Source organism: Roseiconus lacunae, from assembly GCF_008312935.1.
In the GTDB taxonomy this organism is placed as follows: domain Bacteria; phylum Planctomycetota; class Planctomycetia; order Pirellulales; family Pirellulaceae; genus Stieleria; species Stieleria lacunae.
In genome coordinates this window covers 1-17,720 of sequence record NZ_VSZO01000079.1, presented here as the reverse complement: position 1 = coordinate 17,720, position 17,720 = coordinate 1, and the positions used below count along the sequence as shown (strand labels likewise).

Below are 17,720 nucleotides of genomic sequence, written 5' to 3'. Positions count from 1 at the left end.
GAACGAACCCAGAAACCTAAGTCGCTGCCGGTTCGTTCGCCGAAGCAGGTTTGGTCATTAGTGAAACAACGACCAGTGTCACGAACGCCAACGGGATCGTGACAATTCCGGGTTGGCTGAAGGGGGCGATCGCGGTCTCGGGATCCCAACCATAAACCGATTTGTAGGTATCGCTGGAAACAAGGATCCATCCTAGAGAACTGATCATACCGACCAAAACGCTTGCTACGATTCCTTGCTTACTTGTACCTTTCCAGAATAACAGCATCACCAGCGCGGGCAGGTTCGCACTTGCCGCCACGCTGAATGCCCAGCCGACCAGGTAGCCGACGTTCATCTCTTTGAACAACACGCCGAGGACGATCGCAATGCCACCGACAACGACGGCGGCGATCTTAGCGATCCGCACTTTCTTATCTTCGGAGAGATTGATACCGCAGACGCCGACCAACAAATCGTGAGCGACCGCGCCGCTGCTGGCAAGGATCAGCCCGCTAACGGTACCGAGCACCGTCGTGAAAGCGATCGCGGAAATAATCGCAAACAACCATGTGCTGATGCTTCGTGCAAGCAAGGGCGCGGCCATGTTGCTGTCGGTCAAATCCATCGAACCGCTGGTCATCGCGCCGAGTCCGATGTAGAGCGTGAGCACGTAAAAAAAGCCGATGCTGGCGATTCCCACGATCGTGCTCTTACGAGCCGCGGCGCCGTCCTTGACGGTGTAATACCGAATCAAGATGTGGGGAAGCGATGCCGTGCCGCAAAACAAGGCCAGCATCAACGACAAGAAGTTCAGCTTGCCGAGCATTTCGGTGCCTCGGATGCCCGCAAACTTGGGGTGCTCACCGGGACGCAGAACCTCGTTACCCGGCGTCAACTTCTGAAAGTGGATTGTCGACTTTGTCCCATCGGCATGGGCAACCGTTTTGTTTCGCCACAACACGACCTTGCTATCGTTAAGCGTCGTAAAGAAACTGACCAATCCAAGCCCACCGGTTTCCTGCTTGCCGTCGGGAAGTGAGTGGATCGTACCGACCGGCTGGAATTGCTTTTCCCCGGCTTCACGTCCTAGCGGGGCTCCGTCGACGAAGGTTCCGTCATCTGCTTTTCGAATTGCCTGGGCCTGACGCAGAATAACTTGCCCCTCAACTTCGGTCGGCTGAGCTTGATAGACATCAAAACCGCCTCCCTGCTGGTCAACGAACCGGACCAAGTCGGGATGTTCTTCCCAACCATCGGCTGCCGCGATGACCGTACGTCCCGCAATCATCTCGCCACCCAGTTCTGACTCGCTGAGTGGGCCGATGGAGTCGAACGCTTCTGGTTGGGCTACAAAGCCGCGTCCAATCAGCAGGAATACCAAAATCGCGCTAAAAACGACTAGCAGCGATCCCTTTAAGAACTGAACCCATGTGGTCGAGACCATTCCGGCGGTGACGACGATCGTGATCACCACAATCCCAACCAAAACGACACCGACCCAATGCGGAAACCCGAGCAGTGGCTGGATGAGCGACCCGGCGCCGACCATTTGCGGGATCAAGTAAAACACACTGACCACGAGCGTGCTGATTCCCGCTGCGGCCTTGATACCACGCGAATCAAACTGCGAATCGAGCGCGTCGGCAAAGGTAAATCGCCCCATTCGCTTCATCGGTTCGGCGATCACAAACAACGCGACGATCCAGCCAGCCAAGAAGCCGATCGAATATAAGAAGCCATCGTAACCGTACGAGGCAATCATGCCGCAGATGCCAAGAAATGACGCGGCGGAAAGGTAATCTCCGGCAAACGCGATGCCGTTGACCGCCCAAGGAATCTGCCCGTGTGCGGCGAAGTAACCTTCCGATGACTTGGCTTTTCGCCCCAGGTAAAAACTTAGGCCGACCGTTGCCCCGACAAAAGAAAAGAAAACGAAAACGGCAACCCAAGAAGGATCATATATCACTCGTTGTCTCCCACCGTCCCTGTTGTCGATTCGGATTCACGTTTGCAAAACGCACCATAGATCAGTGCCATCACCAACGCGCCAATGATCAATCCAAAACCGTAGACGATCGCGAGATTCAATCCGGCCAACACGGGCCGTTCCATGACCGACGCTGCAAACGCACTCAGCAGAACAAAGCCGAGATACAACGCCAGGTAGATCGCGAACAACCAAAGTCCCAAACGTGCATTGAAACGACTGGCATCAGGCAGCGATGACATCGAAACCTCAGGCGGGGAAGAGGAAGGTGGGAGATGAAAAAAGGTGGGGAACTCGAAGCGGTGGGACGCGTAGTATAGCAGATGTGGACTGCGGATGTGTTCACCCAAAATCGTGAAAGCAAAAGGAACGATTGACGACTGGCAACAGACGACCTGGACTACGCCGACGCTGACTCCAGAACGATCGGCACCTGCAATCCGTCAAATGCCATCTCGATCCCGTCAGGTAATCGGCTGTTCGTCACTGAATATTCGAGCTGATGCCCGGTGTGGGTTAACAATGTGCGTTCGGCGCCGACTTTACGGGCCACTTCGATGGCTTGATCGATATTGAAGTGCGTTGGATGTGGTTCGTCGCGAAGCGCACCGACGACGAATGTCCGTACGCCGCGAAGTCGTTCGATCGAGGCTGCGGGGATAGAATTGGTATCGGTACAGTAAGCGAAGTCACCGATTCGATAACCAAACACATCGAAATGCGGTCCGTGTTTCATGGGGATGGGAAGAACACGGACACCTAAAATCGATTGCGGAGACTCATCGATGCGAACCGGCTCAAGTTTCGGTGTGGCGCCGGGATGAGTGTCCTCGCGATCACTAAATGCATAGCTATACGCGGCGCGAATCTGTCGCTCAACCACCTCGGTGCAGTACATCGGAACGGGATGCCCCAGGCGAAACGGCATTAGACGCAAGTCATCGAGACCGAACAGGTGATCGGCATGCTCATGGGTGTAAAGCACCGCATGGATCAAACGGATCCGCTCGCGAATCAATTGGTGACGCAGATCCGGGGGCGTATCGATCAGCAACGTTCCGCCGGGCAATCGAACGGTGATGGCACAGCGAGTACGATTATTTTTCGGGTCGTTGCTTTGACAAACCTCGCAATCACATCCGATCGCCGGAACGCCGACACTGGTTCCGGTCCCCAGAAATGTCGCCACGCCCTGACCTGGATCACTCGCTTCCGGAACAAACGCCATTTGCATCCCCGCATTTACGGTCACGTCGCACACTTCTCCGCATTGACACCCGGCGGCTCACTGACACGCTGCGGAACAATCACCCGGTTCCGTCACATGAATACAGCCCCACTGGAAGCGTAAGCAAGCAAAGCCGTCAGTGAAACGGGGCACCCAAAATCAACTGGGGCTGGCTAACGTGGAATAACGCCACGGGGAACAAGGTCAATGGGCGACCGGGGACCGAGCGGCACCGGTGATCGAGGGCCAGGGTGATCGAGGGCCAGAGCAGAGCGTTGCAGCCGGGGGCCAGAGCATAGCGTTGGCTTGCCGATTTGCTTTCATGGCAGAGCAGACCACCGGCAACAGCTCACATGAACTTCGCCCTGCCCAAACTCCCGGGGACACAGCACCTGAACTCCCGGGGACACAGCACCTGAACTCCCGGGGACACAGCACCTGAACTCCCGGGGACATAGCACCTGAAATCCCGGGGACATAGCAACAGATTTCACGTTTCGCCCGCCCACCGTTTGATGGCATAACCGAGCGGACGGGGACAGACCCCGCAGACAATTGGATTAATTGGCAATCTGAAGTTGGTTTGCTGGCAATCCGGGGCCTCGAACGTGCCTGATCATTCGCCGAGGAGTGCCGCATTCAACAATGACGGCAATCTCCGTGCCGTTTGGGCTTGCGAAGAATCGCAACCGTGACATACTTACCCGCTTCGCTGCGAGTTGCGGCGAGGATAAGGGCCCCGTTGAGCCGGAGATAACGGATTGTGGAGCTGCCTGATGGGCGGCACCGATCCGATGGAGTTTGCTCGGCGGTGGGCATGGAATCAACAGAACAGACCAATTTGTCAGGGTGATCCGCGATGGCGGAAGTGGTACAGGTCCAAAAACGAGATGGCAAGCTCGGCACGGCGGCATCGCAGCGGCTGCGCAAGAGCGGCCAAGTGCCCGCAGTCTTGTATGGGCACAAACAAGAGAACGAACACCTCTCGATCGATCGCAAGACTGTCGAATTGATCTTGCGCCATCACAGCAAGATTGTCGAGCTCGAGGGCGCGGTCAAAGAAACCGCCCTGGTCAGCGACTTGCAATTTGATCCGTTGGGAATCGAGGTGCTTCACATCGACCTTCAGCGTGTCGACATGAACGAGCGCGTCACCGTGACGGTCCCGATTCAGTTCAAGGGCGACCCGGCAGGGGCGAAGCAAGGCGGGATCGTGATCGAGAATGCTCACGAAGTCGAAATCAGCTGCCCAGCCGTTGCGATTCCCGATTCGATTGCACTGAACGTCACATCGGTCAATGCAGGGGAAAATCGCACCGCTGGCGATCTGGGACTTCCGGAAAATGTCGAGCTGGTCACCCCTGCGGACACTGTCGTGTTCCACATCGAAAAGCCTAAGGGCGCCAAGACTGCGGCCGACGCTGATGGCGAAGAAGGCGAAGGCGACGAATAAGCTGCCTTCACAGATTTGCCTTCACTGACGGGTTCTCAGGCGACTTAGTGTTCGTCTGCCGAACACCGCCAAGACGAGCGAAGAGACAATGAAGCTGATCGTTGGGCTTGGTAACCCAGGCCGGAAATACGAGATGACTCGACACAACGTCGGCTTTATCGTTGCCCACAAGGTCGCGGTGTTGACCTCGGCCGGGACAGCGAAAACAAAATTCGAAGGCGAACTTAACGAGTCTTCGATCGGAGGACAAAAGGCGGCGATCCTCCTGCCGCAAACGTTCATGAATGCCAGCGGGCAAAGCGTTCGAAAGGCAGTGGACTTTTACAAGCTGTCGCTGTCGGATTTATTGGTTGTCTGTGATGACCTGAATCTCCCCAGCGGCAAACTAAGATTGCGGCCGTCGGGTAGTGCCGGTGGCCAAAACGGACTGAAGGACATCATCCGACACCTCGGCTCAGAGTCGTTTCCACGGCTAAGAGTCGGAATCGGACGCCCTCCCGAAGGCTGGGCAGTAACCGACTACGTCTTGGGGAAATTCTCCAAGCAAGAACAAGAGACCTTTGAAGCAGCCACCACCCGGGCGGCTCATGCTGCGATCAGCTTTGTCACCGACGGAGTCGATTCAACGATGAGCCAGTTCAATGCGGCACAGGCTTCTCCAAAGCAACCTGAAAAGTGAAAGAGCAAAGTCGTGGCGAAGAATACTTACGAAACACTGTGCATCCTGGATAGCAACCATTACGCCCGGGATCCCGGTGGTGTCAGCAAACAAATCGAAGATCTGATCACCGAAGCTGGTGGCAAGGTCGAAGTCAATCGATTGTGGATGGAGCAAAAGCTGGCCTACCCCATCGAAGGTCACCAGAAGGGAACCTATTGGTTGACCTACTTCGAAATGGAAGGTCGCGAAGTCCCGAAGTTGGACCGCGCATTTCAGCTTTGCGAGCCAGTCCTGCGTCAAATGACGATCAAACTGGACCCTCGTCTGGTCGAGCCTATCCTGGCGAACGCACGTGGAGCCGGGCCGGTATCGGCCGCCGGAGAAGCTGCGGCGGCTGAAGAAGGCGACGAAAAAGAGAGCGAGTAAATCGAGACTATTGTCGCCCTGCGTCACACCGACTGGCAACGCGAGAGTTTGAGCGAACGACCATGCTCGGGCGACCTCGCGAATCCAGTCAAGACGCCTTGGCACATGGGAGTTCGATGAAGGGTCTGTTCAGATCGGATTTGATGCCTAGAATAGATCCCTCGTTTCGCTACCGCTGGTTTAACGATGACAGCCGGCACAGCGTGCTCACCCAACCGACTTCGCCCGGATAACCGAGATCGTCATGGCCAGCTTCAACCGAGTGATTCTCGTCGGGAATCTGACACGCGACATTGAATTGAGGTACATTCCAAGCGGTCAGGCCGTCTCGGATGTAACGATCGCGGTCAATGACCGTAGAAAAACTGCCAACGGTGACTGGGTCGAGGAACCCTGTTTTGTCGATGTAACCCTCTGGGGTCGCAACGCCGAAGTCGCCAGTGAGTACCTTTCGAAAGGTTCTCCGGTGCTGATCGAAGGCCGATTGAAACTGGATCGCTGGGAAACCGACGGTCAAAAACGCAGCAAACTCCGTGTGATTTGCGAAAAAATGCAAATGCTCGGCGGCCGATCTGGATCGGGGGGCTCACCTCCGTCATCCGGATCTTCACGACAGCACACGGCCGAATACGAAAGCAGCTACGGCTCCGGCGAGCACGAACAGCGTGACGCCGGTGCCCGCGATGCCCAACCCACCGGCGGCGGAGCCGGATACGAAGATCCAAACATTCCTTTTTGATCGAGCGTCACTGCGAAGCAGTTCGCACCGGACGACGACGATCCACTGAACTTCCACCAACCACTCGCCCAGATACAGAACGATGCCACGTCACGGACGCACCGTCAAACGACCCTTCAAACGGCTTCCACAAGGTCCTAATGGCGGGATTCAATTGCTACTGATTCACAACGTCGAACACCTCGGAAAGCAAGGTGAAATCGTCGAAGTGAAGCCCGGATTCGCGCGTAATTACCTGCTCCCACAAGGCATGGCGACGATCGCGACCGAGCACCACAAGCGAATGGTCGAGAAGCACCGCGAAAAACTTCGTGCGATCGAGCTTGAAAAACTCAAGAGCTACCGTGACCTCGCCGACGAACTCGGTAAGCAATCGATCACGATCGAAGCGAACGCTAACGACGAAGGGCATCTCTACGGCAGCGTCGGCCCACATGAGATCGTCGGCGCACTCAAGGAAGCCGGCTTCAGCCTCGCCAACGATCAGATCCGCCTCGACGGGCCACTGCGTGAACTCGGTCTTTACACGGTCAAAATTCACCTTCACAGTGAAGTCGATGCGAGTCTTAAGGTCTGGGTTGTCCCGACGGCGACCGAAGACGCTCCTGCTGCCAGCTAGAGCGACTTGACACGGCCACCCCGATAGCATTGGGGTGCCCAGTAAACATCTTGCGGCAACCCACCGATGCCGCGTAGACAATCAACGACTAACAAGGGGCTGTGGCGGAACTGGCAGACGCGCTGGATTTAGGTTCCAGTTTCTTCGGAAGTGCAGGTTCGACTCCTGTCAGCCCTATGCCGTTTCTCCTATAAGGGAAACGGCTTTTTTTTATGCGCCGGGTTACCTCGGGGTTACCGATTTCCCCATTTCTGTTGCCTAGATTCGCTTAAAGTGGACTTCGGTCAGCCGCCGAAACTCGATCATGGAAGTCGAGCGCTGGCTCCGAAAAACTGGGATGAAAGGTTTCGGTCACTTGCTATTTCCCCTTGTAGCCAACCGGTTCCAAGCGTTGCGGCCCCTGCTCTTGTGAGACCCGATCTCTATCAACTGGGCAAGACGGCCTTAAGAGCGGATCTCGATCCTGTGCTGATCGCGAAAGTAAGTACGTCGGTCGGGTAGCACATCGCGACATCTATGTACCGAATTGCTCCGGCACACTCAGGGTTGGGTTTTAGTGAATCGGTGGATAGATCCGCTCTAACTCCAAATCTCCGAAATAGATCGCGCTCTTTCGCTTCCTGCCCTTTCGATCATGGCAGGGCGGGTGGGGCATTCAGCGGAAGGAATGGTGCTCCCGTTTGCTGGGGACGTCTCCAGAACGCTCGAAACGATTGACGGCGGCGACGTGAGTCCTGATGACTGCTACGCACCGCTTCGAATTGATCGGACGACGCCAACGTTGGTGGATAGGATCGCATGTCGCGGATCGGAAGCGGACCGATCTCTTGCCCGGTGAGCGTGTTGAGATCCGCATCCTTGTCCCAGCCGACACAGTGCAGAATAAAGTCGCGGCGATAGCCTTCGGGAGGGTCGTTCGGTGGCGCTTTAAATAACATTTGAATCTCGTCGCCTCCGCTGATCACCACCATCTGGTCGTCCCACTGTTGTAGTTTGTCGGTGCATTCACCAAAACTTGTGATAGCGCCACGCAGCGGTGGCCAACGGGGCACCTGCGATGCGTTGGAATAGTCATAGGTTTCCGGATGTAGGTCACTCGTTTTTTGACGGGCGCTAAACCCGTGATACGCGAGCGACGCTTGACGTAGTGGCAAGGCCTGCTGGATGACATCGGCGCCGAGTTCGGTGATCGCGAGTTCGGCACTGTCCCAGTAAATCTGCGCACTCGTGCGAACACGAAACCGGGGATCATCTTTTAATAAGTGTTCGGTAACATCGACGACGATCGTCTTTGTTTTGCCGCCAGGGAATCCCATGAATTCGATCACCTCGGTCCATTCATCCGAGCCACTTTCTTGTGGCACCCAGACAGACGGAAACTCGATCGGTGGCAATTCCGGATTCTGATCGATTTGGATATTCAGAGAGGTGTCCGTCGGCAAGATCCATCCACGCAAGATCAGACATACACGCTGCTCTGCCTTTGCTTTTTGGACGCCCTTAGCACCGCGGTCGCCAAAATCTAGATCGATCCAATGCGGCGGGCAAAGTCCCTGACGAATACGGCGGTCGAACCCTTTGACATAGTTGTCATCTGACTTCAAAAGCAGCGAAGTGATGTCCTGGCCGGTCGTTCCGACTGCGTTTTCTAACGCGAAACGCCCATCCTCTTGAAAGGCGAACACGGTCGGTGTCGCGATCGTCGGCGGTCCGACTTTTTCGTTCGTCCAGACCTGAATATCCTCCGGATGATCGACCGCGATCAGTTCAACATGATCAACATAAGCGACCTCCCAGAGTTCTTCGGTCAATCGCAAATCGTAGTTCCCGTCAGCATTCTTGGCGATTGATTGGCCGTCGAGCATCAAGTATTCCCAAGGGCGATCCTGCTGGACCACACCGGCGGCGACCTGCAATCCCAGCGGTGCCGCCCAGAGGCAATCGGTTTGGAAGGCGAACTTTTCACCATCCCAGCTATACAAGTAGGGGCACGACCCCTTGAGCGTCTGCTCTTCTTCGATCACCGAATTGATCTTTGGATCCCTTAGCGTTTGCGTCAAACCGTTCGGCATGATCACACGGATGCTATCGATCGACTTCAAACCATCCAAACCGAAGTAGGTCTCTGGGCTCGTCACGATCCGGCTTCGATAATACGGACCGCTTCGTAGCTCCAACACCGATCCGATCGCATAATGATTGACTCGGCCACTTGCCGCAGCGTTGTCTGCGATGCCTTTGAAACGAACTTTGACAAAGCCACCCGCGGTTGATTTGCCCTGACCTCCGACTCGATTCCGATGTACTTTTAACTCGCCGTCGATGGAAACCAGATCAACGACGCCATCGTTGTTCGTATCGCCAGCGATCAAGTTCCCTGCCGGAATGTTCGGAGCCTGGTCAAGCCTGGCGAGCCCCCAAGGCCCAAGCCGAGTGAACGCGTTCTTGGCAACCAATTCGAAGTAACTGTCTCCGTCCAAATCAGCCAGTGCAGGCTGTGACGAAAAGCCCGGGCCGGTTTCCACCCGATCTACCGACCACACACCGATATCGGATGAGTTGGCAAAGGCAATCAGAGATTGCTGATCACTTGTTGCGACGATATCCCAACCCACATTTGCGTCGATGTCCTCGATCGCGATCGAAAGCGCATGCTGGTCATCGCCGACCGGCAAGGCGGGGACTTCGCTAAGTTCGCGGTGACGGAACTGCAAGTGCAGCAGATTCTCGAGTTGGCTGATTCGACCGGAACGATGAATCGCGACGACATCCAAATCGATGTCTCGGTCGAGATCACCGATCGCCATATCGACAATTGGGTCGTCAGTGGGAACCGTCGACGTCGCAACGGGAGCTTCAAAAAAGGTTCGATTGCCGCGGTTGATAAACGTTCGCAGACCATCGCTTCGTGTCGCGACGATCAGGTCGAGATCACCGTCGCCTTCGAGATCACCAGCGATTGCAGCCGTCACCGCCCCTACCGATTCGAGCCCCGTTTCGATCTCCAATCGGCGCAACCGTTGACTGGAATCGGATGACTTACGGGCGTCGACGCCGATCATTTGCAATCCGAACTCGCCAAAAACGACGATCCCCTGAAACGTATTGTGCCTAGCCTTGGAGACGGCTGCTTTGCCGGCGTCGCCATTTTGATCACTAGCCGGAGGCTGCGATTGCTTGATCCGATCGGTATCGCTGCTATCGACCATAAATAAGTCGGCGGCAATCATGCCGGACACCTGTTCGCCCAAGTCGAGTGTTGCGAACGCTGTCCACTGATCGGAAGCATTTTCGATCAGCTGCAGTTTTCCGTCCGCGGTCACCACAGCGAGATCCAAATCCAAATCGAGATCAAAATCGATGGCCAGCACCGTCGTGACAGTGCCCGCAAGTGCGATATCGTCGGAATCAAACGTCAACGTATCCCGGGAAGCGGCCAAAGGTGCCGTCTTGGTGATCTCTGTCGACAGACGACGAACGGCGTCAAAGTTCAGTCGATCTAGCGGGTGTGGGTTCGCACGACGACGATCAGTCCGAACGATTTCCAAAGGGTTCAAGACGTTCGACCACAGCACGTACGACTGGTTCGCTTTGGCCCAATCCCCGGATTCGATCGCCGCTTTGATGCGGTCGGCAAGTTCCTTGGGTTCGATTCCGATCGGTTTAGTGTAGGCTCGCAATGTCGGCTCGACAGCCGCAGCGAGTTGCCACGTTCGATCGACCAGTGCCGCGGCAGTCTTTTCTTGACTTTCGATTGCCAGCCGCAAGGCCTGCATCGCAACGAATAGGTTGTCCGGATTGGTGTCAGACAACTGTTTGAGTGCAACCGTCGCAGGACGCCGAACCTGTTCGGGCAAGCCATCAACGGGATCGGACATTTTGTCAAGCAATTCGACCAGTGGTCCGCCAAGGATCACAGCGTTAGGATCTTGACCGATCGCCCCGGTCATCGCCTGCGTAAGCCGGCTAAGTAATTCACGGCGCAGTGACTTGCCAATCGTTGTTCCCAACAGGGCAGCCTCATGGGCATCAATCCGGGCAGCCAACCACAGCTTGGTGACGTCATCACCGGAGACATTTTGGTAGGCTTCGATCGCCGACCGAGCCACATCGATGGCGTTGGGAAGTTGCGAGCGTGCGGCGCGCTGTTCATCTTTTGTCTTGACCGAATCGGTCGCAACCGAGGTCAGTGCGTCCACTTGCAATACCGAAGCCAAAGCACGATTGAGTTCCACCGAGGGATCCTCGGGTAGCTGTTGGCCGAGCTGTTGCCAGAGCGTAATCGCCTGATCGGTTTCCAGATTTTCTGTCGCGGCCAGCGCCTTATTCAATTTGACCAAAGTTGCCTCGGATTCACCCGAGCGGCCGGGCGTGGTACCGTTTGTATTTGCCGTTTTTTTGCGACAACCGCTGCTGGTCCCCAAGGCGGTGAACAAGCACAACGCGAACACGGCAATGTGGCTTCGGTGCATAAATCCGATCTCGGTCAGGTCCCGCAAGAAAAGAATTGAAAATCGATTCATGATGAAGTTAGCAAAATTTATCGACTCTTCCGACTCGGTACGGTTCGGTCGCGTGGTTGAAAGTGAATTAATTCCGCTGGTTGCTAGCGATACCTACCCAACGCTTGCCGCAATCCTGGCGGCTCCGTCACCGATCGAGGCTGCCGGAAGTTTGCAATCCGAACCGGCAATCGCCGTCGCTCCTAGCGTTCGCTGGTTACCGCCGATCGACCGGCAAGAGGTTTGGGCCGCCGGTGTGACGTACAAACGCAGCCAAACGGCCCGAATGGAAGAGTCTGAGGCCGCCGCCTCCTGCTACGATCGAGTTTACAACGCAGACCGACCAGAGCTGTTCTTCAAAGCCACCCCACACCGCGTTGCCGGCCACCTTCAACCACTACGAATTCGCACCGATGCGACTTGGAACGTTCCCGAACCGGAAATTACACTCGTGCTCAGCCCATCGCTGAAAATAGTCGGGTTGACGGTCGGCAACGATATGAGCTCACGGGACATTGAAGGCGAAAATCCGCTTTATCTACCTCAGGCAAAATGTTACGACCAATGCGCGGGGCTAGGACCTTGGGTTGCATTGTTTGACGAACTTCCGGCACCGGAAGCCCTGAAAGTCGACTTGAAAATTGAGCGTAGCGGCGAAACGGTTTTTGACCAGCAAACTTCGGGCGACCAGATGGCGCGGAGCTTTAACGACTTGGTCGGCTGGCTGGGAAAAGACAACTCCTTTCCCCAGGGCGCATTCCTAATGACCGGCACCGGAATCGTTCCCACGAGCGATTTTACACTGCGGCCGAACGACGTCGTCCATATTTCGATCGCTGAAATCGGCACGCTTAGCAATCCCATCGTGCAAGGTTAAGCTTGCCAACGGGTATGCCCCGTAACAGGTTGACGTGCCATCCCATCATTCGCCATCTGCTTCAGAATACTTAAACCCATACAACGTTGATTTTATGCCAGCCAAAGTCCTAATCGCCGGTACCTGGCGAGACGCCGATTCGACCGGAACCTTCCAAGCGACCAACCCCAACACCGCCGAAACGCTGCCGGCCGAATTTCCGATTAGCTCATGGGCCGACTGCGATGCCGCACTTGAAGCCGCCGCGGAAGCGGCCGTTGCGATGCGTCGACTTTCGGCCGACCAAATCGCCGCGTTTCTGGAGTGCTACGCGGACAAGATCGATGCGGCCAAAGATTCGCTCTCCGAAGCGGCGTTCGCAGAGACCGGACTTGCGAAGTCACCTCGACTTGCGGACGTTGAGTTACCTCGAACCAGTAACCAACTCCGTTCCGCGGCAGCATCCTGCCGATCCGGTGATTGGGCCCACGCAACGATCGATACCGCAACCGGTATCCGCTCGTGCTACGAACCTCTCGGCCCGGTTTGCGTGTTTGGCCCCAACAATTTTCCGTTTGCCTTCGGAAGCGTTTCCGGTGGCGACTTCGCCGCCGCGATCGCTGCCGGAAACCCGGTCATCGGAAAAGCGAATAGCTCGCATCCGGAGACCACTCGCTTGTTTGCTGAGTTGGCTTTGGCCGCGGCCGAAGAAACCGGTGTGCCGACTTCAATCGTCCAGTTGATTTACCGAACCAGTCATGCCGACGGGGAACGCTTGGTCGCCGATCCACGCGTCGGGGCAACCGGCTACACCGGAAGTCGCAACGCGGGACTGAAGCTTAAAGCCGCCGCCGATGCTGCCGGAAAGCAAATCTACTTGGAACTTTCCAGTGTCAACCCGGTCGTGATTCTGCCCGGTGCCTTGGCGGCTCGTAAGGACGAGTTGGTCGATGAATTCATTACCAGCGCGCTGATGGGAACCGGCCAGTTCTGCACCAACCCCGGCTTGGTCTTGTTGCTCGCCGACGACGCATCCGAAGCCTTCATCTCACAGGTGAAGGAACGCTTCGGTGGGACCGCCGCCGGAACCTTGCTTTCTCCGGCAGTGGCGACAAGCCTGAAGTCCAGCGTAGAAACGCTTTGTGGGTTCGGCGCCGAACTTTTGGTCGGTGGCGGCGAGATTGAATCGGGACGCTGTGCACTTGCGAACACGCTGCTGCGTGCATCCGCCGAGCAATTTCTTGCCAATCCGGAAGGATTCCAAACCGAAGCGTTTGGCAATGCATCCTTGGTAGTCGTCGCAGATAACCTGGATCAGCTTTGCCAGGTGATTGCAAGTTTGGAAGGCAATCTGACCGGCTGTGTCTACAGCGATCCCAACGGCAGTGATGACGATTCCTATGACGCAGTCGCCTTCGAACTGACGCCCAAGGTAGGGCGAATCCTGAACGACAAAATGCCAACTGGCGTTGCCGTGTCGGCAGCGATGAACCATGGCGGTCCGTACCCTTCGACCGGCCATCCCGGTTTCACTGCCGTGGGGATTCCGGCAAGTTTGATTCGGTTTGCCAAATTAACTAGCTATGACAACGTCCGCCCGGGGCGTCTGCCGGCGTTACTTGCCGACAAGAACCCGACCGGATCAACACCACGACGGATTGACGGATCATGGACGACCAACGATGTGTCCTAGCGGACTGTTTCCTCTCGCCCCAACGACCTACCGAACGGTGTTGGTCGCGGCATCTTTACTTCGCATTAACCGTGGCTAACGCTAGGCCGCTTGCGAAATCGAAATAGCCATTTCGCATCCGCCGCTCGCGAATCATCGCGAGCGGCTTTTTTGTTTCCGATTGCCATGTCGCTGATCTACCGACGGCGTCGACGTTTCAACACCGCTAATCCCGTGAGGATCAACAAAGACGCATGTCCTGGTTCCGGTACGGCAGCGATACGAGTCGATGTGAATCGCAATCCCCAACTGTCGAGCGATCCTGTGTCGGCCGACGCATCGTCACGAATATTGAGTATCCAATCGCCGGCCGTGGTCTCACCAGCGAATGTCGCCGTCAAGAACACCGGGTTACCGTTGTCCGTGGCGGCTTGATAGAGCCCCGATGGTGCGGCCGTCCCGCCGTTAAGTCCCGCCATCGTCGCATCGAGATCCGCGCCACCGTCGGCAAAGCTATAGTCGCCGCTAAAGTCAGAACCGTCGCCGTAAACGCCGACACCGATTTGATAAAACAAGTCGGCCTTGGTACCACTGGGCGAAGTCAATGTCGCGACCAAATCTCCCGCCCAAGAATGCGAAAGCCCCACCAAGTCGACTTGAATGTCGCTGACCATTTCATTTTGCGTGATCGTAATCACCGAACTGATTCCGGCCGGCGAGTCGTCCGGTATCAAGAATCCATCACCGTTCGCAACGACAACGTCGCCGTGCGATTGACTTTGGACGGTCAAGGCACACGCAATCGCGCATGCGCCAATCAAGAGTCTGTTCACTGGGTTCCCCTCGTGCTGAGTTACGTTCAAAACGTCAGCGGCAAACGTTAGGGATTTCCCTCATTGAAGTTGAGCGTTTTCCAGTAGAATCGAGTCGATTAGCACTGAATGATCGACTGAAAATCCAGACGTAAGGGTCGTATCGATTGCAACGCGTCGAATCGATGCCTTTTTGGGTCCGACGCTGTCCCGAATCAGCATTTGCGGCCGTTTGTAGCATTAAAAGTCATTGCCATTTGATCGCCGTTTCGTGATCACAGGTCGAAATACAGATCAGAAGAGCGTGACCGGAACGCACTGTCGTGGCGCCTAATCGGTGGGCCTAATCGGTTCCCGTCCCCCTCCTTTAAAAACGATTTTCTTGCCGCGTGGCATCGGCCCACGAACCGGCATCGAATGACCTTGTGATCGATGCTAAGCAGGTAAACAACAGTCTTTGGGTTCAAGCATCTGGATAACCTTCTTCCGCTCGGAGGTCGTGCAAACGGCCGGAGACGTTGCGCTCTCCGGGCCTGAAAGCCCGACTCACCCAGTGGGAGAGTGAAATGATTTAAGCTGAATCATTCATGTTCAACTGCTTAACTAAAGTCACTCAGTTCCAACCAGCGTTCTTCGGCGGCTTCCAGTTCCTCGCCCAGCTTGGTCAATTCTTCGTGCAGCTCGACAGCTTTTTTGGGATCAGTTTCCGTCATCAACTGATCATTGATCGACTTTTTCTCGTCGTCTAAGCGAGCGATTTTCTTTTCAAGGTTTTTGAGTTCTTTCTCGGCCTTTCGCGACTCGCGTTGATTCTCGCGATAATTTTGCGTCTTGCCTTTCGGAGGCGGTCCGGAGGATGACGTTTGATTGCCGGACGCTCGATCTCGTTCGCCTTGATCGATTTCTGATTCGACACTTTGTAAATACGAATCGTAGTCACCAAAGTAATTCTTTACCGTACCGTCACGGACTTCGATAATGTTTGTCGCGACACGACTCATGAAGTGACGGTCGTGTGAGGTAAAGATCACGGTACCTTTGTATTCGAGCAGTGCTTCGGCAAGCGCCTCGACCGTTTCGACATCCAAGTGGTTGCCCGGTTCATCAAGGACCAACACGTTGGCCGTCCCCAGTAGCAAACCGGCCATGCACAAGCGAGCTCGCTCGCCTCCGGACAGCACCTTGACCTTTTTATTGATATGACTGTCACGGAACAACAAAGCGCCGGCCATGTTCAAGCAATCTTGCCGCGTGGTGTCTGCGTTGGATTCATACTCAAGATGCTCGAGGACCGTGCGTCGTTCGTCCAAACTGGTGTAGACGTGCTGCGCATAAGTCCCCAATTCAGTTCCATGCCCCCATTTGATGTGTCCTTCGATCGGCGAAAGAGAATCGACCAGGGTCCTTAGCAACGTCGTTTTACCTTGGCCGTTGTCTCCGACGATCGCGGCGCGCTGGCCGTGTTCGATTTCGAGGGAGATCTGATCGGCCACGGTGTGTCCTGGGTAACCGATCGCGAGTTCTTCGCAACGCATCACGGTCCCTTGTCGAGGGTTCGGAACCAACGGCGCACGAATATGAACGGTCGGTTCGTCGACTTCGACCTCAGTCGTTTGAAGTCGTTCAAGCTGTTTCGATTTGCTGCGTGCTTGACTGGCGGTCGATGCGTTCGCACGATTCTTGTCAATGAATCGCTGCAACTGTTTTTGTTTGGCGATCACCGTCGCATTCACACGACGATCGTGCTCACGCCGCTCTTCACGGTGCTCTAAGAATCGGTCGATCGGACCACTGAACATCGTCAGCTTGCCGCGAGACAGTTCTAACGTGTGGGAACAGGTCGCTTTCAGAAAGGCCCGGTCGTGGCTGATAATCAACGCGGCCTTGTTGAAGCTCTTCAAAAAATGTTCGAGCAAAATCTGAGTCCGCAAGTCCAAGAAGTTTGTCGGCTCATCGAGCATCAACAGATTCGGGTCGTTGAGCAACAAGCCGGCAAGCTTGACCCGTGTTTGCCAACCACCCGAAAGCGCCTTGACGGGACCTTCCAGGTAATCGCCCTTGAGTTCAAACTGGCCCGCAACCTCACCACACTTCCAATCCGGCTGGCCGCTTTCGCGCATTAAAAAATCAAGTGCCGACTCACCTTCCTTGAAGGGATCGTGCTGCCTCAGGTAACCGATTCGTAGCGAAGGGTGATGGGTGACCTCACCGCGTTCGAGTTCTTCGTCACCGAGTATTGCTCGCAAGAAGGTACTCTTTCCCGCACCGTTGCGGCCGATAAACCCAACTTTGACGTCGTCAACCAAAGAGACTTCGGCACCATCAAGGAGAACTTGATCTCCGAAGCGTTTATGAGCGTCGCGTACTTGAATTAAAACTGCCATGTCGGTCTGGTCCCTTGTCTGCCGGCCAACTGATACCGTCGGCCGGTGTCTACTTGTTCCTTCGTCTGTGCACGCTCGTCTGGGTGCATCATCCATTGTTTTGCTCGTCCACTGCGAGCGAAAGCCACGGCGACGAGTGCATTGTTTCAATTGGCAAACCAATTGTGATCCATCGGCTTGGGATCGGTTCGCCAACTGGTATCAGTCCCGGTTATTGCGCTGAAACTAGTGCTAAATCCATCCGGCGGATCCCCATTTCAGATATCGACGAAACCACTGGTCGCCCGAGAATCGTAAGCGACCGGTAAGCAGGCAAACACGAGTCTTTGGGTTTAAACATCTGGATAACACCTTCCCGCTTGCGGGAGGGTCGGACGAGCAAACGGCCGGGGAGGGTGC

General features: G+C 55.6%; 13 protein-coding genes and 1 tRNA gene. 8 read left to right on the top strand and 6 right to left on the bottom strand.

Translation table 11 applies throughout. The features are described 5' to 3' along the window. Positions 1–16: 16 nt before the first annotated feature. The 3 genes from FYC48_RS25665 to FYC48_RS25655 form a co-directional block, all read right to left on the bottom strand. The gene (locus tag FYC48_RS25665) at positions 17–1,948 is read right to left on the bottom strand and encodes a sodium/solute symporter (RefSeq protein WP_149499666.1); all 1,932 of its coding nucleotides are present in this window, start codon (positions 1,946–1,948) and stop codon (positions 17–19) included. Then, entirely contained in the window at positions 1,945–2,211 is a 267-nt protein-coding gene (locus FYC48_RS25660; protein WP_149499665.1) for a DUF485 domain-containing protein, read from the bottom strand. The genes FYC48_RS25665 and FYC48_RS25660 overlap by 4 nt, the downstream gene beginning before the upstream one ends. A gap of 158 nt (positions 2,212–2,369) precedes the next feature. After that, a complete protein-coding gene (locus FYC48_RS25655; RefSeq protein WP_149499944.1) occupies positions 2,370–3,203 on the bottom strand; it encodes an MBL fold metallo-hydrolase in 834 nt (277 codons plus the stop codon). Positions 3,204–4,056: 853 nt separating this feature from the next. Here FYC48_RS25655 and FYC48_RS25650 point away from each other — a divergent pair. From FYC48_RS25650 to FYC48_RS25625, 6 genes are all read left to right on the top strand, one after another. Then, a complete protein-coding gene (locus tag FYC48_RS25650) occupies positions 4,057–4,650 on the top strand; it encodes a 50S ribosomal protein L25 (protein ID WP_149499664.1) in 594 nt (197 codons plus the stop codon). 88 nt (positions 4,651–4,738) lie between these two features. Then, positions 4,739–5,329, top strand: coding sequence for an aminoacyl-tRNA hydrolase (gene pth / locus FYC48_RS25645; RefSeq protein ID WP_149499663.1), 591 nt, complete (start codon positions 4,739–4,741; stop codon positions 5,327–5,329). Between the two features lie 12 nt (positions 5,330–5,341). Then, positions 5,342–5,737: a 30S ribosomal protein S6 gene (gene rpsF / locus FYC48_RS25640; RefSeq protein ID WP_149499662.1), complete on the top strand. Its 396-nt coding sequence runs from the start codon at positions 5,342–5,344 to the stop codon at positions 5,735–5,737. Between the two features lie 244 nt (positions 5,738–5,981). Further along, positions 5,982–6,476: a single-stranded DNA-binding protein gene (ssb, locus tag FYC48_RS25635; RefSeq protein WP_149499661.1), complete on the top strand. Its 495-nt coding sequence runs from the start codon at positions 5,982–5,984 to the stop codon at positions 6,474–6,476. A gap of 82 nt (positions 6,477–6,558) precedes the next feature. Then, positions 6,559–7,095, top strand: a complete 537-nt coding sequence (gene rplI, locus FYC48_RS25630) for a 50S ribosomal protein L9 (protein ID WP_149499660.1) — start codon at positions 6,559–6,561, stop codon at positions 7,093–7,095. A gap of 95 nt (positions 7,096–7,190) precedes the next feature. Continuing rightward, positions 7,191–7,272: transfer RNA gene (locus FYC48_RS25625), tRNA-Leu, on the top strand. Between the two features lie 455 nt (positions 7,273–7,727). Here FYC48_RS25625 and FYC48_RS25620 read toward each other — a convergent pair. Continuing rightward, entirely contained in the window at positions 7,728–11,618 is a 3,891-nt protein-coding gene (locus tag FYC48_RS25620; protein WP_149499659.1) for a CRTAC1 family protein, read from the bottom strand. 1 nt (position 11,619) lies between these two features. Between FYC48_RS25620 and FYC48_RS25615 the strand changes: the two genes are divergently transcribed. Next, on the top strand, positions 11,620–12,474 hold the full coding sequence (locus tag FYC48_RS25615; RefSeq protein ID WP_149499943.1) for a fumarylacetoacetate hydrolase family protein: 855 nt from the start codon (positions 11,620–11,622) through the stop codon (positions 12,472–12,474). Between the two features lie 94 nt (positions 12,475–12,568). After that, a complete protein-coding gene (locus tag FYC48_RS25610; RefSeq protein ID WP_149499658.1) occupies positions 12,569–14,146 on the top strand; it encodes an aldehyde dehydrogenase (NADP(+)) in 1,578 nt (525 codons plus the stop codon). A 176-nt stretch (positions 14,147–14,322) separates the two neighbouring features. Here the strand turns inward: FYC48_RS25610 and FYC48_RS25605 are convergent, their stop codons facing one another. Both FYC48_RS25605 and FYC48_RS25600 read right to left on the bottom strand, forming a co-directional pair. Beyond that, positions 14,323–14,958 (bottom strand): proprotein convertase P-domain-containing protein, encoded by a 636-nt coding sequence (locus FYC48_RS25605; RefSeq protein ID WP_149499657.1) that lies wholly within the window; start codon positions 14,956–14,958, stop codon positions 14,323–14,325. A gap of 578 nt (positions 14,959–15,536) precedes the next feature. Beyond that, positions 15,537–17,321, bottom strand: a complete 1,785-nt coding sequence (locus FYC48_RS25600; protein WP_149499656.1) for an ABC-F family ATP-binding cassette domain-containing protein — start codon at positions 17,319–17,321, stop codon at positions 15,537–15,539. Positions 17,322–17,720 lie beyond the last annotated feature (399 nt).